Here is a 22,771-nt window from a genome sequence, read left to right as displayed (position 1 = left end):
ACTTAAAAGAATATTGGAGGATTTTTATGCGAAATGTTCTATTCTTACTAGCGGCCTGCTTTCTCCTGGGCGGATGTAATATGCTCCCTGAACCGGGAAGTTTAATACAAGCACCTAAATCGGCATCTGCCACTACACTTGATAACGAAAGCATTCAATCAGTAGCAAAGAAATATTTACCAAAGGGGACGACCTTATTAACAGCAAATGCCCCAGTGAGTGAGGATTCGGTACTCTATTCAGACTTAAACGGGGATGGACAAGAGGAAGTCATTGTCTTATATCAATCAAAAAATACCACTGACCAAGTCGGCATGTTTGTTTTAGAAAAACAAAAAGGCAATTGGAAAAAGGTATTTGCAAAAAAAGGATTAGGATATGATGTCAGCTGGGCAAGTTCGTCCGATATTACTGGCGATGGTAAAAGAGACTTGTTGGTCGGTTGGAAAATCGGAAGCTCTGCTGGGAATATACTTGAGATTTATTCTTGGGGAAACGAAGGTCTCAAACAATTAACAAAGGTCAATTATCACATCTTGGAAGCCATTCAAATTCAAGATGAACAAAAAACAAGACTGGCAGTTTGGAAAAAAGATGTCAATGATATATACGATATCCAGTTGCTAAAATGGGAAAATGGTTCATTAATAGCCGATGAAGAACATTACCCTACGTATTTTCCAAAAGTTGTTGATTATTATAAAAGCAGAGTCGATCGAGTGCCGGACGCATCGTACTACTGGTATCATCTGGCAGATGCACAATTAAAGTCCAATCATCCTGAACAGGCACTGAATTCCATTGAACAAGGAATGATGTTAAAGATCGTGGTACCTAGCTTTAACCAATTCACAGAACTCCATGAAAAAATCGAAAAAGAATTGCGGGAATATGGCAGTTCCGATATTCAATATGAAGTTCGTGATGTTGGAATCACCCTCGATATACCGAAAGAAATTGCCCGTTATATCACCATTGAGGAAGAAAATATTCCGATGGATGGATATGCTGTCTCTGTTTACATATCGCCTGAGGAAAAGAAAGATCTCTTATTTACGATTGAGATCTATTCAAAAGACATGTATTCACCTGAATCAGATTCCAAACTTGAAAAAATCGCAGAAAATGATCGGTACATATATTTTGCTAAAAGGAACAATGAAGAGATCAATTTGTCTGGATTGGACGCTGAGGCAAAAGATATTTATGAGCAAAGCTTCGCGTTTGTAGATAAAATGATTGCGAACGTTCGACCTGGACTTATTTACCCATCGTTTTCAAGTCTTGAAGAGTCAGAAGCAATAAAACTGATAAATGAAGCGGCAAATAAATATTGGTATGTTACTAGCGGCGGAAACCTTGCTGGTGAAATGGAAACATTCACTCTTGATGAATTAGAATACCGTTATATGGGTTCAGACATAGATACAAGAGACAAACTAAATGCTTTTCTTGGAGAATCATACACTTCCAGCGTTATTCAATCCTATATAAGTCGTGTAAATATTATTAATCATAATAGCAAACTAGCTCAACCTAATGCGGACGGCGGCTCTCTCGTTAACCATGAAAAAGCCATTGTCATCGGAATGCAAGATAACAGCAATGAAAAAGAATTTGATTTAAAAGCTCCCCTTGGAACTAGTTTTTACTACGAATTCGTCCATGTCGTTTTCACAAAAACGAAGGATGGATGGAGAATATCTTCGGATATTGGGACGTTTTAATTGATTAGACCGGTCATCATTTTCGAATCATAGGCCGGTTTTATTTGTTTTTGGATTGTTTGATAGCGAATCCGAATCGAGAAGGAAGACGTGTGCTTTTTTGTTTTCTGTCTGGATTGCCCCTGAATCAAGACGGAAACCTGATGTTTTTCTTTTTTCCGTTTCGATTGACCCCGAATCGATCTTAAGTATTAAAAACAACGTCCTTTTACATCAAAGGATAAAAGGACTATCCAATCATGTTGAATAGTCCTTTTAATTAATCATTTATAGTTTTTCACTAAGATTTTTAAGCATCTGATTTAGCGACCCTTTAGCTTTATCTGACACATTTTTGCTTTGGGCGGCTGATTCAAATGACTCTTGAACTGATCTAAATGCTGAGCGGCTTGCTTCTTACGTCCAGCTTTTAAGTGATGCTCTACTTGATCTAGGCCGGTTTTTCTTTATAGTGAAATCAGATTGATTACCAAAACGATAAATAACTAAGTTTAAATAAAAAACGGGACATTCCACTTCTTTATTTAATTTTGAGGCTTTCCGGGCGGAAAATAATATGGCGGGATTTTTAGCCAATTTCGTTTTTTCATTAAGGATTTTAAAATCACACTATACCTCATTGCTTCTGTTTGAAATTCCAAGAGCATCAGACCGACATCGTTTCTTATTGATTGAACGGCACCGGTTGCACACATTGCAACACTTGATGCCAATTTAACACTAACAGAATTGGCTATTTCTGAATCAGTCATTTTTGCGCCTAATGGTATAGCATTCGGATCGGACAAAGGTTTTGACTCCGGTGCCGGCGGAAAGGGAACACCTTCTTTTTGAAGAAAATCCTTCAATCTTATCGCTTGCGAATTTGCACCATCCATTGATTTCTGAAGCACTTTCTTTAATTCTGGGTCTTCTGTCGTATTAATTCCTAACTGCTCCAATGCTACTGCTTCTTCCAATACCGCTAAATAGGTCCAACAGGCCATCACCTCTCCAACATGTAATGATGGTTTAGGTTCATCGTCGAACAAACTTTGAAAAACCTCTATAAGCGCTTCAATTCTATGTGCCATAATTTAATTTCACCTCTTTATCAGTCTGCCCATTGTTTTTATTATTCACAAAACGTCCTAATTAACTCTTCAAAATTAACATACGGTCTTTAAAAAGAGTACCTGATAGATTTGGCTTGCACAAAATTCTCACTAATTTAACTTGGTGGTTTTTTCCACTTGAATATAAGTTTTTATTAATTCACAACCTATGACAAAATCTAACTGAAAGGGATTTGATAATGGAAAAGAAAAATATTAAACTAACCGCTTCCGAAATTGCAGCCCTTTGGAAAACTTATATTCAAAGCACTGCGGTGAGATGTTTTTACAAACATTTCTATCATCATCTTCAGGATAAGGATATAAAATCTGTAGTTAAAGAATGTATGGTTTTGGTTGAATCTGTAATAGGGAAAATTGAAACAATCTTCAAAAAGGAAAACTTTCCAATTCCAATGGGGTTTTCAGATAAGGATGTTGATTTATCTGCCCCCGCTCTGTATACAGACTTATTTGCGTTAAGTTTTGCCTATCGTGGCGGGCAAGTGATTATGCCCCATTATACTAATGTCCTCACAAAAGTAACACGTCTCGACATCTATGATTTTTTTAAAGAGTGTCTTTTCAAGGAGACGGAATTACATAAGAAGGCATTAGCTCTTTTACTTTCAAAAGGATTAAATGATCGACCGCCAAAAATGGAGTATCCGGCGAGTGTTGAGTTTGTTGAAAAAAACCCATCATTATTAAAAACATGGTTTGGTGATAAAAGACCTCTTAACTGCTTTGAAATTGCTGAACTTTTTCAAGATATCGAAAGAAATGGGAATGGTTTGCTTCTTTTGATGGGATTAATACAAGTAACAAAGGATAAAGAAATAAAGGAGTATTTATTGAAAGGTAAAAAATTGGCTGAAGATCAGATAGAAACATTCGATAAGATGTTGAAATCAAATTACAATTTTACTGGAGCAACTATGACTATGGAGGTAACGAATTCAACTATTTCGCCTTTTTCTGAAAAACTAATCCTATTTTTTATTAGTTCATCAAATCAAATTGCTATTTCTACTTTAGGGGATGCCTTGTCTGCTTCAATGAGGAAGGATATAGCAGCCCATTATTCCCTATTCTTGGCTGAAGTGATCAGCTATAGCGAAGAAGGGCTTACACTTATGGTTAATCGAGGATGGATGGAACAGCCACCTCAAACTTTTGATAGAAAAGAATTTTATAAGTAAGTCTGTAGACTTGGAATGAAGACTTCAGGGGATAGCAGCATGTAAATAAGGTTTCCACCTCATTAATAGTTACCATCATTTTGATAGGGAAATTAAAGTATATTATAATGAAGGCTCCAATCGAAATACCTAGCAGCCATGCCTACAATGGTCTCTTAAAGTGAAGGCGTAGTGTTGGAAAAATGACACAGTTAAAGAAAACGGACCAACCAAAATTCCAGCCGTTATGATAACTTCCTAATACAGATATAATCGCGATATGTTCATTTAAAATAAAAATACCAACACATAAAAGGAGCCAACCAATTTGCGCCATTTTTTTTCAGATAATTTGCAAGAAAAATCAGAACGACAGCTGGATACATTAAAAAAGCAATAAAAAAATTAGTCAATGTATGGTTTGGGAGTAAAAGAGATTTTTTATACATCCAAAGAGGATGCTCGTACATCAAAATGGCGCTAAAGAAATCTGAGCAAATCATAAATAAGATGGTTGGATAATACTTCTTCCAATTCCTCCAATCACCCCAAATAAAAGCTGCTATCATATATATTAAAGGTTATGGAGAAAAATTGAACCAAGGACAAATTTCATTTCTAAGATTTACCTCCAAAAATATATGTATTTACACTAAAAAAGTTCCACCCACGAATCTACATAGTTATTTTCCCTATAGGGAACTTTCTTATTCTAACTAAACAGCCACTCTTATCGAGTAGATGTTCCCTCCTCCACCACTCATTCGATCATTATTAACTTTTACGCATTTTCTTCGTAGATTTTCTTTCTTGTACTTTTCCCAAATTCCCTAATTAGAGATAATGCTAAATTTTTTGGGTATATAAAAGCCAGGGAGGTATGTAGATGATCTATTTAGACACGGTTATAAAACTTGTATTAGGTCTATTGGCCTTGCTCGTTGTAACAAGACTTCTTGGAAAAAAAGAAATGGGTCAGTTTACACCATTTGATTTCGTTTACGCCTTGATTCTTGGAGCACTTTTAGAGGAAAGTTTATACGATAATAAGATTTCTGTGTTTCAAATGCTTTTTGGCGTAGCGGTTTGGGGGATACTAATTTACATCGTTGAAGTACTAGCTGTAAAAAGTAGGAAAATCAGGGGGATTTTAAAAGGCGATCCTTCTACAATCGTTCGAGATGGGAATTTAGATATGAAAGCAATGAAGAAAAATCATATTGAGATGGAGCAACTGCGAACGATGATGCGTGAACAAGGTGTTTTCTCACTGAGTGAAGTGAGAGATTTAATTTTGGAGCCGGGTGGAAATATCAGTATAAAAAAACATACACATTCTGAGCCGCCGACTTCAAAAATGCTGAATATTGAAGCAGCCGATGAAGCACCTTCCCTTTTACTTGTCGACGAAGGCAAGATAAAAAAAGAAAACCTGCGTTATGCAGGTAAGACGTTTGAATGGCTTCAAGCCGAGTTTCAAAAAGAGGGATATTCACTTTCTGAAATCTTTTTCGCCGAATGGTCAGATACAAATGGATTTTTTATCAAAACATATGAAGAGTGCAACGCGAATTAAACATATGCATGTTCCAACCATTTAATTGCTATAAAAGCCTGTATAACGTTTAGTTGTACCAGCTTCCCATTTTAAATGACTATTTCTTTTCTCTCGCCAATTTCGTACGATCTTTTGTTCCTGGTGGTTGTTCAAGCCAATTATGTTTGATCATTGTCGTAGCCCCATCTTTTGCAAACTGGGCAATTTCCAGTGACAATCGCTCATAATTAAGTACTAAATCGCTTCTTTGGCTTGCTGCTGCAGCTGTCGCATAGTTCCCAATGCCCGCAGCACTTAAAAGTGACATCTGAAACATCATTAGTTTATCTGAAAATGTTTGGGTCATTGAATTACTAATGCCTACATCTGGTAATTGTGGTGTTTGGATATCATCGTCTAAAAGGGTAGAGGTAAAAATTTTTATATGCTTAGTCGATATCTCTTTTGCGCGCAACATATATTCTTGTACTTCCTTCGTTGGGGAAGTTTGAGCGAAACTAAGACCTAATTTCGTGCCCATCGTGTTTGTCATTACATTCATATACAAATGGGAAATTTCAATCGAATTTAATGGTCTTTTGCTGTTTAATGGATTTAAACCACTTAAGTATTTTTTACTATCGACAAAATCAGTTTCTCTCGGAACCTGAATATAAGGATGTCTAGTACAGAGACCTTTTAACAAAGCAATATCTATTGCTTGATTAAATAATGTAGTTACGTCGATTAATCCTTTCGTAAAATACTCCCGCATATCTTTTCTCGTACACATGGAAACAAATCCACTATAAGCAAGAAGGCCAAATTTCGCCATATGATCGACATACGTTAGGCAAAATGTATCGGAGTAGAGCCAAGACGCATCCGTATTTACATCCTGCTTTGTGAAACCGACTGGGGGAGAAAATTCTTCTTCTTCAAAAAAGGCAGTTAACTGCTTTACATGATTAACTGATAAGTCATAAGCAAATTGAACGACTGGTTTAATTTCAGTATCCTCAATATTAATTAGCATTTGTCCCAAGACGCATATGGACATACTATCGTTCAAATATGCGGTCCAAAGTGAAGCAATTTCAGCAGATGTCAAAGGTATTTTATTATCTTTCATCACGATGGGGACCTCCAAGATATTCATTTTTTCATTTTACTTTTGATAATTATAAGTTTTCCCTTTTTGGAAATACTATACTGTGACTACTTTTGACAAGAAGGAGGATCTAAATGGCGAGTCATGACAATATAAAATTAACTGCAAGTGAATTATCAAATTTATTTATGTCGTATTTGGAAGATACATTAGTTGTTTGTGTAACCTCATATTTTTTGGAACATGTAGAGGATCCTGATATAAAGGAATGTATAAAATTCTCACAAGAAATAGCAGAAAGGAATGTTGATTTCCGAAGGAATCTTTATAAAAAAGAAGGACTTCCAATACCTGTAGGTTTTACAGAACACGATGTCAATGTAACAGCTCCGAGAATTTTTAGTGATGAAATGATGCTGCAATATACGGCAAACTTAGGGATAACCGCAATGGGGGCTTATAGTTCTTCAGTTGCACTATCAGCGCGACATGATATACGTGCACATTATACTTCTTGCTTACATTCAGCTGCCGAAATATTTAATCGATCTGCAAATATGCTGCAAGAAAAAGGGTTATTCATTCGCTCTCCTTATATACCATATCCAAACATTTCTGAATTCGTTGAAAAGGAGCACTTTCTCGCTGGATGGATGGGAGATCAAAGACCGCTAACAAGTACCGAAATTTCTTTTTTATATCTAAATTTATTTAGAAACGCTCTTGGAGCAGCATTTTTGACAGGTTTTGCCCAAATTTCAGAATCAAAGGAAGTCCGAAAATTTATGGTAAGGGGATCTGAAATTGCAAAACACCATGAAGCAGTTTTTGGGAAGTTTTTATCGGAGAGTAATATTCCAACTCCTGTTTCTTGGAGTATGTCTGTGAGTCGTTCTCAGGAACCTGTGTTTTCTGATAAATTGCTTATGTTTCATACAAACGCTTTAAACAATGTAGGAATGAGCTTTTATGGTCAAAGTCTAGCGGGCAGCCCACGGAGGGATTTATCAGCCGCATATAGCCGTTTGATAGTGGAAATCGGGGAGTTTGTATCAGACGGAACACAAATTATGATTGACAACGGATGGTTGGAAAAACCACCTTCCGCACCAAACCGTAAAGAATTAGCAAAAGGTTAGAACGATGTGGACGCAAAAGAAAAATTATTTTGGAGCATTGCCCTCCCCGGCTTTGGACAATTATTAAACGGTAGATATGTAAAAGGACTCGTGCTTATTGCACTGGAGTTTATCATAAATGTTCGCGCAAACTTTAATACGGTCATTATAGCAAGTTTTCATGGTGATATTGAAACATCTATTAATGAAGCGAATTTTCAGTGGCTTATGTTTTACCCATGTCTTTACTTCTTTGCTATGTGGGATGCCTATAAAGATGCGGGAGGAGGGAAAGAGAAATATTCATTTCTCCCTTTTGCATTTTCGGCCTATTTTGTTACATTAGGTACGATTTTTTCAATGAAAGTTAAATTATTCGGTGTATTAATTGGACCCATTTGGTTACCTATCTTAAGTGTTATACCAGGTTTGCTTGTTGGCTTTTTGTTAAAAAAAATAATGAAACAAGCTACATGAAAAAACGGCAAAACATTAGTTTCGCCGTTTATTTATTATTTTCTTTAGAAAAAGAAATGTGAAAATAAGAAGAGGATATAAAATTAGAATTGCTTTCTCTATTAAGATAAATGGACTGAACGGCCGAAACCAATCATGAATCGCACTATGCAAACTAAATCCTAAGAAAAAAAAATCAATACTCAAGCTTAAAAACATTAAAACTGTAATGAGCAACAATAGAATTCCAATTATTTTCAACTTTGATTACTTCCCTTCCACTAAGTACCTGTAGTTTATCCAATAGGTTATAAAAAAAGGATGAAATGGGTAAAAAGGAAAGTGTGACTCATTATAGAGTTTACATAAAGGAAGTGATCAATTCGTGGAAAAAGCGAAAATTAGTGCCTTACAACTATTCTTCCTGATTTTATTGTTTGAGCTTGGCAGTGCTTTGCTTGTACCCCTTGCGATAGATGCTAAACAGGACGCATGGATTTCCATTTTACTTGCAATGGTTGGCGGTATATTCATTTTTTTTATTTACTACCGTCTTTATTTATATTATCCAAATATGCTGCCAACCACTTATGTCCAAAAAATCATTGGCGTATTTTTTGGCAGAGTCGTTGCTTTTATTTATATCGTTTTTTTCTTGTATCTAGCTGCTAGAATACTTAGAGATTTTGGGGAAATGTTGGCAGTAGTAGGGTACCGTGAAACTCCAATCTCTGTTGATAACTTGTTGCTTATTCTTGTAGTTGTTTATAGTGTTCGGAAAGGAATTGAAGTGTTGGCAAGGAGCGGGGAAATATTTTCTCTTTTTATTTACTTTCTTGCAATCAGTGGATTTGTATTAGTCATGTATTCAAAGTTAATCGAACTCGATAAATTGAAGCCGATTTTGGAGTACGGAATCATGCCTGTTTTAAGAGTAACTCTAACACAAGTAATCTTCTTTCCTTTTGGAGAAGTTTTTGTATTTTCCATGATTTTACCATATTTAAACAATCCAAAAAAGGCAAGAATTACAGGCATTCTTGCATTAGTACTATGTGGAATTAATTTGTCTATCGTCATGGCTGTCAATATTAGTGTCCTTGGAGTTGATGGAGTTTCACGATCGCTCTTTCCTCTTCTTTCGACGATACAAACTATTAATTTGGGATTTTTGGAACGGCTGGATATTTTCTTCATGTTACCCTTAATCATCTTAGGTTTTTTTAAAATTAGTATTTATGTATATGCAGCTATTATCGGCATAGCGGACTTATTTAACATTGCTAGACCTTCTAAATTGGCTTTCCCCATTGGGTTTGTTGTTTGGCTTTTCTCTATAGCGATAGCGAGTAATGTGACCGAACATATGCAAGAAGGGTTAAATATTGTACCACTTTATTTCCAACTTCCATTTCAAGTCATTTTTCCACTTTTTATCTTAATGATTGCGTTTTTTAAAAATAAGTAATGCCAAGTATGATCTTAATTAGATATAATACTTGGCATTTTTATATTATTTTTTATCAATTTGATAAATAAAAGGACTGTTCCTTAAACCTGGACGAATAATAGATGCATCCACCTTAACTTTCACCTTTACATTAGGAAAATGAGTTTCGTTCCACTCATTTCTTAATGCCTTCCATGCATCTGGATGGGAACGATGTATTCTCTCACCAAATCCCAAAACATCCGTTTGGTTTTCCTGGGCTATACGAATGGCCGATTGAATTTTCCCCTTAATTTCCTTCTCAACCTTTTTTTCAATTTCCTTCTGTACTTGTCTATCTTTTATATTTAATGGGATGTTCACTTCTCCCAAATCCCCTTTCACGCGAATAATGATTGAAAAGCTCGGCTCCCCATCATTCACATCAACCGAAATTTTCACATTGTCGCGCATTACCTGATACGTAATAATTCCTTCGTTTTCCCATTGGATTGATACATTTGTTTCTTCTACTTTATCGAGTAACCAAATGATTCCTCTAGCATCATCTTCAGGAACAAACTCAATCAATTTCCCGCCTTTAAAAAGAGCCATTCCATCGGCTTGGAGGCTTGCCTTCGGTATCGAGCTATGTAAATTTTCTAATAACATTCCTTCCTTTGCATTTCCATTAATTTTAAAGACTGGAACGATTGGCTCTTTACCTGTAGCCGTTAGGTTTTCAATCACATTACGAACACTGACTGACATATTCCCTCCCCATCTTCTTTCGGAAAATCTAAGAGTTTCAATAACTTTTGTGGAAGGAATTTTATCGATTGGGGTTACGATAGATAATAGGTCAGATGCTGTTGTACCATGGGCAATGACCAATTTTGTTGTGGTACGAAATTGAACATCTCTGTCCAATGCATCTAATATTTCCGTCACTCCTTCTTCTTTTGCGAATTCTTCGCTAACAACCACAAGGTTAGTATGAGCATAATATAACAGTCTTGAAACTTTAGTGGCAGCACGCCTGCTAACATCGACGACACTTTTTCCAGTTGCCGTGTAAACAGTTACAGATGCTCCCTCACCTGCTGAACCACCTTGTAGACCCCCCGCCACATTTGAAGGGTTAACTATTTGAAATGTCCCTATTAGTTCCCCGTCCTCCCCTTTATCAATACCGAGGGCTGTTACAAAAGCAATATTTGTCAATTCTTTTTGACTTCCACATCCCGAAAGCATCGCGACAAAAACGAGTAAAAAAACTATTTTAATTTTCATTTTTGCCACCTTTGCTTTTATTCTTTTTATACATTCCTCGATTGATGGGAGGCTTCGGCCTTGGCATATCCGCTGCATGAAGATTTTCTTCAGGATTCATAATTAAATTAGCTCTTTCCCTTGTTACCCATAATGGCATCCGAATAATGGTATCACCCAAATTACCAGGAGAGAGCGGGGCAAATGGGGTCATGTATGGAACCCCAAAAGACCGTAAACTACATAAATGAACAGTTAATATTATTACTCCTAGAATGACTCCGTAAAATCCAAATACCGCCGCAACAGCCATAAAAAGAAAGCGAATCAATCGAGCTGATATCGCCATGGCAAAGGATGGTGTTGCAAAATTGGCGATAGCTGTAATAGAAACAATGATTACCATTGCGGGCGAAACTATTCCCGCTTGAACGGCGGCCTGGCCAATAACAAGTGCGCCAACAATAGAGATCGCTGATCCGACCGCCCTTGGCATCCTAATTCCGGCTTCTCGCAAAATTTCAAACGTAATTTCCATTAACACGGCCTCAACAAACGCAGGAAATGGCACCGCCTCGCGCTGTGCTGCAATAATAATGACTAGCTGAGTGGGGATCATTTCCTGGTGAAAGGTTGTCCCTGCTATGTATATAGCAGGAGCCATAATGGAGATAAAAAAAGTTAGAATCCGCAAAAACCGTAAAGCACTTGCAATATCAAAGCGTGCATAATAATCTTCAACAGATTGAAAAAACTGTATAAATACGGTGGGAGCAAGAAGAACAAAGGGCGTCCCATCAATAAAGATGGCTACTCTTCCTTCAAGAATATTACCCGAAACGTCATCCGGTCTTTCTGTATGGTACAACGTAGGAAAGGTAGTCATCGTTTGATCTTCAATTAATTGTTCAATGTAGCCCGATTCCAAAATACTATCAATTTCAACTTTTTTTAATCGACTCCGAACTTCTTCTACAATTTGTTGGTTAACAACACCGTTCAAGTACATGATTGAAACATCTGTTTTAGTACGTTTTCCAATTTTCATCGATTCAACCCATAAGTCTGTATTTCTAATTCGGCGTCTTACAAGAGCCATATTGGTCTGAATGGTCTCTGTAAAACCATCTCTCGGACCACGTACGGCCACTTGGCTATCAGGTTGTTCGACAGATCGTTGCTCTCCTCCCCTTGTACTAGCAGTTAATGCCTTTTCTTCACCATCGGCAATAATCAAGGTGTCCCCGTCCATTAAGGACTGAAACAACTCATCCCAATGGCTGACTATATTCAATCCTCCGAGCGTCACTCCATGCCCAGCTAAAAGATCTAATATATGATGTGATGAGCCACTATACTTTTCCTGATTTTTCATAATGGGCTCAACAATAAATTCATTAATGTTATCGTTATCTACGATACCTTCCACATACACAATCGCAATTTCCATTTTCGCTTCAACATCAAGATTCAAAGTCCTTATCGTAATATCTGGACTATTACCAGTCCTATTTTTAATCATCTCTACATTATCTTTTAAAGATGAATATAACCTCTGTTTTAACTGATTATTTGGTTTAGGTTGTTCTAGTTGTTTCCGCTGATTTTTCTTAAAAAAAGAAGGCATCGATTTTTGGACCTTTCATTGGCTTTTACTCATCGTTTTATCCATATACATGCGTTTATATACAATAGGAGGGAATGATTCATGGATCATGTTTTTTGTATATGTTAGGGTTAGTGCGCTTTACATTCCAACATAAAAGGAGCTCCCGTTAGAAAGCTCCTTTCTCTTTATTCTCCGTGATGTTCTCTAAAGAAATAAATCTTTTCTTCTTTAAAAGGGAATAGTTTCATTTCTCTTGCTTTTTCGCCATGATTGATCATGATTTCGTGGAAGATCTCTTTCGGTGTTTTCCCTTCTGTATTAACGCCTAACTTTTCCGCGGCATTGTAAATCATTTTATCATGGACTTCTTTACCTAATTGGTTAATATCTTTGCCTTCAGTAGAGATGCCCATTTCCTTTGCATATTTTAAAACTTTTGCCTCATAAATTTCCCTTTTGACTTGTTTAAAGTCTTTTCCTTTTGTGGAAATACCAAATTCTTCTGCTTCTTTTTTGAGCTTTGCCTCTTTTACTTCCTTCATAATGGTTTTATCATCTTTGCCTTTTGTATCAATGCCCCACTCTTTGGCAATCTTCTTTGTCCATACATGGCGGATTTCTTTCTTTAGAGTTTCCATATCTTTGCCTTCTGTATTGATTCCAAGCGCTTCAGCATGTTTTTTGATGTATGCTTCCTTCAATTCCTTATGAAGAGTTTGCGCATCTTTACCCTCAGTTGATATTCCCATTTCATTCGCTTTTTGTTTTAACAACTCAAGGTCATGGGTAAATTCACCTTTATGATGAAAGTTCCCAATTTTTTTGTGTACATGACTTCCATCTTCTGCATATACCGTTCCTGTCGATACTATTCCTAAGAAAAGTGCAACAGAAAATATATAAGCTAAACCCTTCATTTTCATAGCGCCATTCCTCCTTCATTAATCAATCGCACATTTTTTAGCATGCCCGATATTTTTCACAAAATGTTTAGGAATGGAAAATTTATAGAAATAATGGATCGGGGGTTGAGAATGAAATTGGGTATTTGTTACAATTCGTTCTCCTACTTGCTTAATACTAGAACCAAATTGGAGATTTCGTAAATTTCGTTCCTGCATTCGTCCCTCCGATTAACTTCAATTAAAAAAACCTGATACCTTGTTTAACGTATCAGGCGTATTTTCGAAAGCATATGCTTCCTTTTAAGAAACTTTTAAATTATTTTTAATATCGTATTTTGCTTTAATTCCTTCAAGCCAAGTAGGATAATCACTTTGAAGCTTCTGGTTAAACAAGGTATCATTGATTTCGTCTTTATGGTCTTCATATTTTGCTTCTTTCGCCGCTTTTTTGCCTGTAAGCTTGATAATATGGTAACCATGTTCAGTTTTAACTGGTTCACTAATATCGCCGATCTTCATAGAAAATGCCTTATCTTCAAATTCTTTTACCATTTTTCCTTTAGCGAAATATCCCAAATCTCCGCCATTAGCCGCACTGCCAGTATCAGTGGAATATTCTTTTGCTAGCTCTGCAAAATCTTTGCCTTCTTTAATCTTCTTTTCTACTTCTTCAGCTTTCTTTTCATCTTCAACTAAAATATGACTAGCTTGTACTTGTTCTTTTTCATCAAAAGAGTCTTTATTTTCTTTAAAGTAATCTTTCATTTCATCTTCTGTTATTTTAATTTTTGGTTCGAGCATTTTTTTAATGGATAAATATTGAATCACTTCTTGTTCAATATCTTTTTTCGTGATTCCACTTTGCTGAAGGGCTGCTTCAAACGCATCCTTGCCTCCATATTGTTCAACATAAGTATCCATTTCCTTTTCTTTATCCTTGTCGGAAATCGAAACCTTTTCCTTTTTAGCTTCCAATTCAATAACCTTTTTCTCAATCATTGAATTAAGGGTTTTTTCTCCATACTGCTTTACGAGTACATCATTCAATTCAGCTTGAGTGATTTTTTCGCCGCCTATATTCGCAACAATTTCCCTTTTTGAAAAAGCTGCAGCAAAAATAGCGCCTAGTCCTATTACAATTAATAGAATCACACTAATAGTGAATTTCTTACTTGATTTTTTCTCCATCTTTTTTCCCCCTCCAAAACCTCAATAAAAATAGAATATCTAGAAAATATGAACAAAGTATTAACAAGATTTTAAATCAATATGAAGAAAAGAGAAACCCCTACTTTTATTTTTTTCTATTTTAACGGAAATTTCAATATAAACTTTGTTCCTTTTTCTTTTTCACTGGTCACTTCTATTTCACCATTATGCAAGTTTACTAACTGTTTCACGATGGATAATCCCAGACCAAACTCGCCGTAAGGATTGGTGGTTCTTGAAAGCATCGCCTTGTAAAACCGCCCCCAAATCTTCTCTATTTCCTCTGGATCAATACCGATGCCATTATCTTCTATTTCTATCACCGTTTGATCAGACTCTGTTCTGCCTCTCATTGAAATAATTCCATTCTCAGTGAATTGGATGCTGTTTTTTATAATATTGATTAATATCTGTGTAAGCCTATCATAGTCCGCATGAACAACAGTATCTTCATCCGCTTCAACAACGATTTCATTATGTTTTTCTTCGGCTAAAATGTCTAATTGTTCTTTAATGATTTCGAGCATTTCTTTTAATTGGATGTTTTGTTTATTAAGCGTGATTTGATTGGAGCGAATTTTTTCATAATCAAGATTTTCATTTACAAGACGGATTAGTCTTTTTGTTTCATTGCTAGCGAGCTGCATTCCTTTTTCTTTTTCAGACTCTGGAATCATATCATTCCTAATCCCTTCAATGACGCCGCTGATTGTAGTAAGCGGCGTCCTCAATTCATGTGAAACATCAGCCATAAACTGTCGCCTGCGATTCTCAAGACTTTCAATCTCTTCCATTGAAATATTTAATTTCTTCACCATTTTATTAAAATCTCTTGAGAGCTCGCCGATTTCATCAAAGTCCGATGAAGGTATGCGAACGGAATAATCTCCACCCGCGACAAGCGAAGTTGCTTCTTGTAGTCTTTTAATTCTTTTCACATGAAACGCCGATAAAATCCAACTTAGCATGAAAGCTACGACTGCAGCGATCAGTACTGTATAAACTAAGAACTCATTAATTTTTGAAATAACTTGCCTTGAACCTTTTATGGGAGAGGCTAACAAAATGCCTCCAACGAATTGGTTATTATGAATATACGGAAGCAATACGAATGTAACTCCCTCTTCCAATCGTTTAAAGTCTTGTTTAACGACCACCGTGTAACCTTGTTTAATTTGGTTCCATTCTTCATCCTTCAATTCCACAATGGGTGTTCTTCCTATTGAGTAAATGATGGCAGAGCGTTGATCAAACAGGCTGTATTGTATGTCGCGTCCTGCTAGTACGCGTCCGTACTCTGAAAGGATTGGCTGAGAATTCCCTCGATTTCTTTCCAAATCCCGTAATATATTTTGACCGTACGAGGTTAGTTCATCGATTTTATTTTCATAAACGAAATTTTTCACAAAATGAGAAAAGAGAAGGCTTAATATTAGGAAAGCAATGATGATGACACTTACATGACTTGCTATCTGCTGGTATAAATATTTGACTTTCATGTTTAAGTATTACTTCCTTCTTCAAATTTGTATCCAATACCCCATACCGTTTGAAAAAAAGAATAATCATCATTATCAATTTTATTGCGCAGGCGCTTAATATGGACATCTACCGTGCGGTCATCACCGTAAAATTGATACCCCCATACTTTTTCAAGCAGTTGTTCCCGTGAAAAAACTTGCCTTGGGTGTTGAACAAAGTGAAACAGTAGATCAAATTCTTTTGGAGTCAGATTCGTTATAGCCACATCGTCAAGAAACACTTCTCTTGTATTTTTATTAATTTTAAAATGGGTCGTTTCGATAATATCCGCTTCTACCCTCTGATCCTTTAGCGAATGGTATCTTCTCGACACCGCCTTAATTCTTGCCATAAGTGCCAATGGGCTGAAAGGCTTCGTCACATAATCATCAGCTCCCATTTCAAGGCCGAGCACTTGATCAGATTCACTGTCTTTAGCAGTGAGCATTATAATCGGAACCGATTTATTTTCCTGCCTAATTTTGCGGCAAATTGTGACACCATCCATATTCGGCAGCATCCAATCAATAATTAAACAATCCCATTCTTCTTCCTGGGCACGCTTGTAGCCTTCTAAACCATCCGTCACGAATACACCATTGATATTTTCTTTTGCAAAAAACATTTCAATCATCGAAGCAACACTTTCATTGTCTTCGATTACTAATATCTTCATCCGGGCTACACCACCTTAAGGGGTCTTTCTTTTAAGTTAAAACGAAATGTATTTTTTAGCAAGAACAAAGGAAACTTCTATATGTTATACTATATTAAATATAGAATGGAGTTGAATGGGATGGAAGAAACCTTAAAACTAATTCTAAATGAGATTAAAGACTTAAAAACGGATATAACCGACCTAAAACAAGATATAACAGACATAAAAGGCGATGTGTCGGTTTTAAAACAAGACGTTTCGGTTTTAAAAACAGATGTAACAGTTTTAAAAGAAGGCCAAGAAAGAATAGAAACAAAAGTTGATCATCTTTCATCAGAACTTAGGAGTAATTTTAAATACACCAATAATAAATTAGATGAACATCGCAATGTTTTTGAGATTGTTTCCAATGAAATTAAAGGCGTTAAAGTAAACATTGACTATTTAAGTTCCAAAACTGGTAGGCATGATACTGAACTAGATAGTATAATGGTAAAACTTAGAGGCTAAATGCCTTAACCAAAAACAGGAAACGCAAGTGGATTCACTTGCGCGTTTTAATTTACCTATTTGTGCATATCTTTGTTTTTCCGTTTTATTTACTTGCCAGGGTAATATCGATCGTTTTTAATTTTCCATCTCGATAAATTTCCAATGAAACTTTGTCCCCGACTTTTAGCTTTGTGTATAAATATCTGCGCAGCTCCCCTGAATTTTTAACTTTATTTTTATTAACGGAAACGATGACATCCTTTGACTCAAGGCCTGCTTTTTCGGCTGCGGAATTTGGTTCAACTGCTGCCACCATGACCCCATCTTCAACACTTAACGGCACAGCACGCAAATATTGCTGTGGAACTTGATCTAAGTCTGCCAAGCTAACCCCCATATATGGACGTTCAATCTTACCGGTTTTTATGATTTCATCGATAATTGGAATCGCATCATTAATTGGAATCGCAAATCCAAGTCCTTCCACTCCACTTTCAGAGATTTTTAAGCTGTTAATCCCAATGAGTTCACCTTCAGAATTTATAAGCGCACCGCCGCTATTTCCTGGGTTAATGGCTGCATCCGTCTGGATTGCATTTAAATCCCATTCACCTGCTGATGTTTTTACATTAACAGTTCGATTAACTGCACTGACAATCCCTTGGGTCACGGTTCGTGAAAAATCAAGGCCTAGTGGATTTCCAATCGCAACTACTTGATCACCAGCTCTCAATGCATCAGAATTACCGAACTTTAGTACAGTGTCGGCATATTTTCCTTCCACTTTTAAAACAGCCAGATCGGTTAATGCATCTGCTCCGACGAGTTTCGCAGTTGTCTTTTCACCATCATAAAAAGAAACTTCAACTTTTTCAGCCCCATCGATTACATGGTTATTCGTCACGATGTAAGCATCATTTCCCTCTTTCCTAAAGATCACACCGGAACCAGAGCCCGCCTCAACACTTTCCTCAATCGGAGAAAATTGACTACTTTTATTTTGAAAATTAACCACCCCGACAATGGCCTTCGACGTGCTTTCCACCATATCGGCAAGTGATTTCGTACTAGCAGATACTTTCTGTACTGAGTATGAATTATCATTTTCTGTTTGCACAGTAGATGTTGGTATATCACTTTTGTTTGTTGTATTGTCATCTTGCAAAAATGGAGTATACGTTACAACGGTCAGTGTTAAAACTGATCCAATTATACCAGCACCCACTGTTGAAAAAAATCTTTTTAATCCTGTTTTTTTAGGTTTAAGGTAAGGTTTTGCTCTTTCTGTTGTATTTGTAACTTCCTGATCTTGATTATTCATTTCTGTCATCGTTCTTTCCTCCTAACGATTGATTACTTGTTTCCATCATATCCAGGAGTTATTAACAAATTATGAACGATTGTTTACTAGAAAATAAATAATCATTAACGATATGCAACTTTATAGTAAGGAATTTTTAACAAAGCATATATTCCATATCCAATCATGACGCCTATTGCATTTAAAATGACATCATCAATATCTGTGCTGCGTCCAATGAATAATTGAATTAACTCAATAAAACAAGTCACACCTAAACCTAAGATTAAGATTTTCGGAAAGGATTGCAGCCTACTCCAAAGGATAGGAACAAAAATTCCAATCGGCGAAAACACAAACATATTTCCAGCGATATTCACTAGCGACAAGCCACCCCAATTATCCACATTTGCATTCGTTGTGAAATATTGACTGATGGTGTAAAAGGGTATCAGATTTACGTGGGCGGTATTGTTGAAAAAATAAACATCAAAATAAAACTTTCCGGTATCACCCATGATCCCAACTTCCCACCTGGGAATAATCGTTTGTGAAGCCAGTCCAATTATGTATAAAACGAATAAAGCAAGTATCAATTCACGCCGCAGCTCAACTCGCTTTTTCTTCCTCTTTAATAAAATCATTCGACCAATAAAGTAGAATGGCAGGGCCACAATCATATATCCAAGCATGTTTATGATGTACATTTTGATTAAACTCATATCTTTTCACCTTGTTCACTAATTGTTTTCTCTTTCTTCAAACAGATCCTTCTTCCGCCACTTCCCAAACTGATAGTATCCAAACGCAAAGAAGCTGCTTATGAAAAAGCTTACTCCCATTCCGAGCGCAATTCCATTCTCACCAAAAATATCAGAAAACAAGAAGGTTAATGGATAGCGAAGCAGCCAAAAGGATATTATGTTCAACACGAGTACTTGAACCGCTGCGCCTGAAGCCCTTACAACCCCATTCCAAACAAAGTTGAATCCTAAAAACGGGAAGAAAAAGGCAACTAGTTTAATATAATCGGTCCCAAACTTTACGGCTTCCGTCTCTGAAATGAATAATCGAATTCCTACACTAGCTAGAATGAAGATGGATGTAGAAGCAACAAGCATGGCTCCTAGATTCAATAGTGTCGCATATAATGTGATTTTGTGGACTCGACTCCATTTTCCAGCTGCAATGTTTTGCCCAGCCATACTATTTACGGCGGTGCCTAGTGCAGAGGCTGGCAGCATAATGATGCTTTCGAGACGTTGCGCCGCTCCAAATCCAGCTACCGTATCACTGCCATATTCTGTAACGACACTCATAATGGCAGCAGAACCCGCAGAAATCACCATCATTTGCAACCCTGATGGAATTCCTTGCCCTAATATAAGAGAAATCTCTTCCTTTCTAGGAATGGAAGGCAATGAAAATGGAATTAGTTTGTAATGTAAGCTGATAAATAAACCATATATAAAGGCGAAACCTTGAGCAACAATTGTTGCATAGGCAGCTCCTTGTATGCCCCAATTAAAGACGTAAATAAATATTGGATCCAAAACTGCATTTAAAACAACGGCAATCATGACAAATCGCAGTGGCGTCTTACTGTTGCCCAGTGCACGAAATACCGTTGCGATAAAATTATAGCCAAATAAAAAAAGTATCCCTAAAAAGTTAATTTTCAAATAGCTTGATGCATCCGCCAGCATGGTGCCAGGCGTACCAAGAATTTTCAAAATGCTTTCAGCAAAGACAAAACCGACTACACCCAAAAAAATCGCCATCATCCCAAGAATCACCGTAAAGGCATTCACATAGCTTCGTAATCCTTCAGGATCATCTTTTCCCTTTAATTGTGACAATACCGTCAAAGTAGCATTATTGATGCCAATAATAAAAGATAATACTGTAAAAATGACAGTACTAGATACCGCTACAGCTCCAAGTGCATCAGCACCTAGTAAATTACCAACCCATAAGCTATCAATAAACTGATACGAGATTTGCAGAAGGTTTGTTACCATGATTGGAGCCGAAAATGTAATGAGTTGCCTCCATATACTTCCAGTTGTAAAATTCTGTTGTTTCAATCAACACAGCTCCCCTTTCATCCATACCTATACATAAAATCCGGAGAGACGTTTCATCTCATCCGGATTTTATCTTTTCATTAATGAGTTCCACTTACATCTAAAGTGAGATCCTTTGCGGCTGCTTTATTAAAGGTCGACTGTTTTATTTTTTCTTGCAGTTTTTCGTAAAAAAGATCTTCGTCAATTGGCATATCGACCCAGTCATCCATCCAGCTTGATAAATACACAGCATTCGAGATTGCTAAACTCTTGATGCCTTCTTCACCTGGGGCAAGAAGTTCCGCACCATTTAAAATGGCATCTACCCAATTATTCATAATACCAAGATGATCTGCTGTCCTTCCATGGATAGGAATGTCAATATTCCAGCACTCGGGTTCGCCAAATCCACCTTTGTACATGCGATTAAATTCACGTTCCGATTGTCTTAGTCGTGAAAAGGTCAGTTTATTATCTTCAACAACTAGTTTTCCACGGTCGCCCGCAATTTCAAATCGATTTGTACCAGGCGCCTCACCAGTAGAAGTAATGAACACCCCAGTAGCGCCATTTTCATATTCTACGTAAGCTGTAACATCATCTTCTACTTCAATGTCATGGTATTTCCCGAAGCCGCTGAATGCACGAACACGCTTAGGCATCAAGCCCGTTGTCCACTGCCAAAGATCAAGCTGATGCGGAGATTGGTTAATCATAACGCCGCCGCCTTCACCTGCCCATGTTGCGCGCCAGCCGCCGGAATCATAATAACTTTGCGAACGGTACCAATTTGTAATAATCCAATTTGTCCGTTTGATCTCTCCAAGCTCCCCAGATGATATTAGCTCTCTCACTTTCTGATAAAGCGGATTAGTCCTTTGGTTAAACATCATGCTGAACACTTTCCCACTTTTTTTAGCAGCCTCGTTCATTTCCCTTACATTTTTAGTGTAAACTCCAGCTGGTTTTTCACTCAAAACATGCAAGCCACGTTCAAAAGCCTTAATGGCAAGAAGAGGATGATCATAATGTGGTGTAGCTATGATAACTCCATCTATATTGGGATTGGCAAAAAACTCATCATAGGAGCTAAACCTCTGAACCCGGTCGCCGAACACGCCCTCAGCCCATTGGATGCGATCGGGTCTCTCATCACAAATCGCAGTTAAGATGGCCCCTTTTACATGCCCATCAAAAATATTTTTAGCATGACTTGATCCCATATTCCCCATACCGATAACGCCGATTCTTACTTGATCCATGCGCACGCCCCCTTATACTTGTTCTTTTAATTTCAATAAATTCTCTAGGCTGATTTTCAAGCTATCCATCGGGTTCCCCGGGCAAACATCTTGCTCAACTGCATACCATTCGACACCTGATTTTTCGCCCCATTGTAAAATTGGAATGAAATCAATTTTTCCTGTGCCTACTTCTGCAAACACTTCGTTTTCGTCATTTGACATATCTTTTAAATGGATAATTGGCATTCTATTGGCGTATGGTTGGATAAAGGAAAGTGGGTCACGTCCGCCTTTTTTCACCCAGTACACATCTACTTCAGCTAAAATTAAATTAGCATCTGAAGGCTTCAATATATACTCAAGAGCAGACATGCCATCAATTTCCGTTTCAAATTCAAAGGCGTGGTTATGATAGCTAATGCGATATTCAGGAACTTTTTTAGCAATGGCATTTAAGCTCATCTTTACTTTCTTATAGCCTTCTTGATTCCAATATTCCTTTGGGAGATATGGGCAAACAATGTCTTTTGTGCCATACAGATCGGCCTCTTTTACGACATTTTCTAAATCGTTTTCAAGTCGGTCGAGTGAAATATGCATTCCCGCAGTTCCTAGACCAGTCTCCTTTAAAACAGCTGCGATTTCATGTGGATCATGTCCTTCTGGAAGTGCAGAAATCTGAACACCCGCCCAGCCCATTTTTTTCAATTCATGAAAAACAGGTTTAATTCCTTTTGCTAATTCCTCACGCACCGTATATAGCTGAGCTGCAAATTTTTGTTCCATTTAATCCACTCCTCTATTTTTTATGTAAAATAAGGATGCTCCAAAGAAAGGTG

Annotated in this window: 23 protein-coding genes and 1 pseudogene; 7 read left to right on the top strand and 17 right to left on the bottom strand. The window is 37.0% G+C overall.

What is annotated here, in order from left to right:
- Nucleotides 1–26: 26 nt before the first annotated feature.
- Nucleotides 27–1,727: a DL-endopeptidase inhibitor IseA family protein gene (locus NQ185_RS07820; RefSeq protein WP_257581083.1), complete on the top strand. Its 1,701-nt coding sequence runs from the start codon at nt 27–29 to the stop codon at nt 1,725–1,727.
- A 302-nt stretch (nt 1,728–2,029) separates the two neighbouring features.
- Here NQ185_RS07820 and NQ185_RS20330 read toward each other — a convergent pair.
- Together NQ185_RS20330 and NQ185_RS07815 are read right to left on the bottom strand one after the other, a co-directional pair.
- Nucleotides 2,030–2,149, bottom strand: a pseudogene (locus NQ185_RS20330) (FIMAH domain-containing protein); the annotation flags it as partial.
- 102 nt (nt 2,150–2,251) lie between these two features.
- Complete coding sequence (locus tag NQ185_RS07815) at nt 2,252–2,800, bottom strand: DUF3231 family protein (RefSeq protein ID WP_257581082.1); 549 nt, start codon at nt 2,798–2,800, stop codon at nt 2,252–2,254.
- A 221-nt stretch (nt 2,801–3,021) separates the two neighbouring features.
- On the opposite strand from NQ185_RS07815, the gene NQ185_RS07810 reads away from it, so the two are divergent.
- Nucleotides 3,022–4,023, top strand: a complete 1,002-nt coding sequence (locus tag NQ185_RS07810) for a DUF3231 family protein (RefSeq protein ID WP_257581081.1) — start codon at nt 3,022–3,024, stop codon at nt 4,021–4,023.
- A gap of 263 nt (nt 4,024–4,286) precedes the next feature.
- Here the strand turns inward: NQ185_RS07810 and NQ185_RS20325 are convergent, their stop codons facing one another.
- Nucleotides 4,287–4,571, bottom strand: coding sequence for a CBO0543 family protein (locus NQ185_RS20325; RefSeq protein WP_373370790.1), 285 nt, complete (start codon nt 4,569–4,571; stop codon nt 4,287–4,289).
- A gap of 317 nt (nt 4,572–4,888) precedes the next feature.
- Here NQ185_RS20325 and NQ185_RS07805 point away from each other — a divergent pair, with 317 nt between their 5' ends.
- Nucleotides 4,889–5,578, top strand: a complete 690-nt coding sequence (locus tag NQ185_RS07805; protein WP_257581080.1) for a DUF421 domain-containing protein — start codon at nt 4,889–4,891, stop codon at nt 5,576–5,578.
- Nucleotides 5,579–5,657: 79 nt separating this feature from the next.
- On the opposite strand, the gene NQ185_RS07800 is transcribed toward NQ185_RS07805, so the two are convergent.
- Nucleotides 5,658–6,671: a DUF3231 family protein gene (locus tag NQ185_RS07800; RefSeq protein ID WP_257581298.1), complete on the bottom strand. Its 1,014-nt coding sequence runs from the start codon at nt 6,669–6,671 to the stop codon at nt 5,658–5,660.
- A gap of 113 nt (nt 6,672–6,784) precedes the next feature.
- Between NQ185_RS07800 and NQ185_RS07795 the strand changes: the two genes are divergently transcribed.
- Entirely contained in the window at nt 6,785–7,789 is a 1,005-nt protein-coding gene (locus NQ185_RS07795; protein WP_257581079.1) for a DUF3231 family protein, read from the top strand.
- Between the two features lie 6 nt (nt 7,790–7,795).
- Nucleotides 7,796–8,245, top strand: coding sequence for a hypothetical protein (locus NQ185_RS07790; protein WP_257581078.1), 450 nt, complete (start codon nt 7,796–7,798; stop codon nt 8,243–8,245).
- 15 nt (nt 8,246–8,260) lie between these two features.
- On the opposite strand, the gene NQ185_RS20420 is transcribed toward NQ185_RS07790, so the two are convergent.
- Nucleotides 8,261–8,485, bottom strand: a complete 225-nt coding sequence (locus NQ185_RS20420; RefSeq protein ID WP_506323678.1) for a YczF family membrane protein — start codon at nt 8,483–8,485, stop codon at nt 8,261–8,263.
- A 124-nt stretch (nt 8,486–8,609) separates the two neighbouring features.
- Between NQ185_RS20420 and NQ185_RS07785 the strand changes: the two genes are divergently transcribed.
- Nucleotides 8,610–9,692, top strand: coding sequence for a GerAB/ArcD/ProY family transporter (locus NQ185_RS07785; protein WP_257581077.1), 1,083 nt, complete (start codon nt 8,610–8,612; stop codon nt 9,690–9,692).
- Nucleotides 9,693–9,737: 45 nt separating this feature from the next.
- Here NQ185_RS07785 and NQ185_RS07780 read toward each other — a convergent pair whose 3' ends face one another.
- From NQ185_RS07780 to NQ185_RS07750, 7 genes are all read right to left on the bottom strand, one after another.
- The gene (locus NQ185_RS07780) at nt 9,738–10,946 is read right to left on the bottom strand and encodes a Ger(x)C family spore germination protein (RefSeq protein ID WP_257581076.1); all 1,209 of its coding nucleotides are present in this window, start codon (nt 10,944–10,946) and stop codon (nt 9,738–9,740) included.
- Complete coding sequence (locus NQ185_RS07775) at nt 10,936–12,552, bottom strand: spore germination protein (protein ID WP_257581075.1); 1,617 nt, start codon at nt 12,550–12,552, stop codon at nt 10,936–10,938. Before NQ185_RS07775 ends, NQ185_RS07780 begins: the two co-directional genes overlap by 11 nt.
- Nucleotides 12,553–12,719: 167 nt before the next feature.
- Nucleotides 12,720–13,457 (bottom strand): hypothetical protein, encoded by a 738-nt coding sequence (locus NQ185_RS07770; RefSeq protein WP_257581074.1) that lies wholly within the window; start codon nt 13,455–13,457, stop codon nt 12,720–12,722.
- Between the two features lie 18 nt (nt 13,458–13,475).
- Nucleotides 13,476–13,655 (bottom strand): hypothetical protein, encoded by a 180-nt coding sequence (locus NQ185_RS07765; protein WP_257581073.1) that lies wholly within the window; start codon nt 13,653–13,655, stop codon nt 13,476–13,478.
- 84 nt (nt 13,656–13,739) lie between these two features.
- Nucleotides 13,740–14,627 carry a foldase protein PrsA gene (locus tag NQ185_RS07760; protein WP_257581072.1) on the bottom strand — a complete coding sequence of 296 codons (888 nt, stop codon included), beginning with the start codon at nt 14,625–14,627 and terminating at the stop codon, nt 13,740–13,742.
- A gap of 116 nt (nt 14,628–14,743) precedes the next feature.
- A complete protein-coding gene (locus NQ185_RS07755; RefSeq protein WP_257581071.1) occupies nt 14,744–16,147 on the bottom strand; it encodes a sensor histidine kinase in 1,404 nt (467 codons plus the stop codon).
- A 2-nt stretch (nt 16,148–16,149) separates the two neighbouring features.
- The gene (locus NQ185_RS07750; RefSeq protein ID WP_257581070.1) at nt 16,150–16,845 is read right to left on the bottom strand and encodes a response regulator transcription factor; all 696 of its coding nucleotides are present in this window, start codon (nt 16,843–16,845) and stop codon (nt 16,150–16,152) included.
- Nucleotides 16,846–16,965: 120 nt separating this feature from the next.
- Between NQ185_RS07750 and NQ185_RS07745 the strand changes: the two genes are divergently transcribed.
- Nucleotides 16,966–17,337, top strand: a complete 372-nt coding sequence (locus tag NQ185_RS07745; protein ID WP_257581069.1) for a hypothetical protein — start codon at nt 16,966–16,968, stop codon at nt 17,335–17,337.
- Between the two features lie 85 nt (nt 17,338–17,422).
- Here NQ185_RS07745 and NQ185_RS07740 read toward each other — a convergent pair whose 3' ends face one another.
- The 5 genes from NQ185_RS07740 to NQ185_RS07720 form a co-directional block, all read right to left on the bottom strand.
- Entirely contained in the window at nt 17,423–18,649 is a 1,227-nt protein-coding gene (locus tag NQ185_RS07740) for a S1C family serine protease (protein WP_257581068.1), read from the bottom strand.
- Between the two features lie 95 nt (nt 18,650–18,744).
- On the bottom strand, nt 18,745–19,341 hold the full coding sequence (locus NQ185_RS07735) for a VanZ family protein (RefSeq protein ID WP_257581067.1): 597 nt from the start codon (nt 19,339–19,341) through the stop codon (nt 18,745–18,747).
- An 18-nt stretch (nt 19,342–19,359) separates the two neighbouring features.
- On the bottom strand, nt 19,360–20,706 hold the full coding sequence (locus tag NQ185_RS07730; protein WP_257581066.1) for an MATE family efflux transporter: 1,347 nt from the start codon (nt 20,704–20,706) through the stop codon (nt 19,360–19,362).
- A gap of 80 nt (nt 20,707–20,786) precedes the next feature.
- On the bottom strand, nt 20,787–21,950 hold the full coding sequence (locus NQ185_RS07725; RefSeq protein ID WP_257581065.1) for a Gfo/Idh/MocA family protein: 1,164 nt from the start codon (nt 21,948–21,950) through the stop codon (nt 20,787–20,789).
- 12 nt (nt 21,951–21,962) lie between these two features.
- Entirely contained in the window at nt 21,963–22,718 is a 756-nt protein-coding gene (locus tag NQ185_RS07720; protein ID WP_257581064.1) for a sugar phosphate isomerase/epimerase family protein, read from the bottom strand.
- Between the last annotated feature and the right edge of the window lie 53 nt (nt 22,719–22,771).

It is taken from the genome of Lederbergia panacisoli, from assembly GCF_024626525.1.
In the GTDB taxonomy this organism is placed as follows: Bacteria; Bacillota; Bacilli; order Bacillales; family Bacillaceae_C; genus Lederbergia; species Lederbergia panacisoli.
Note: the sequence above shows the minus strand (reverse complement) of the source record. Positions and strands in the feature narration are given on the sequence as shown.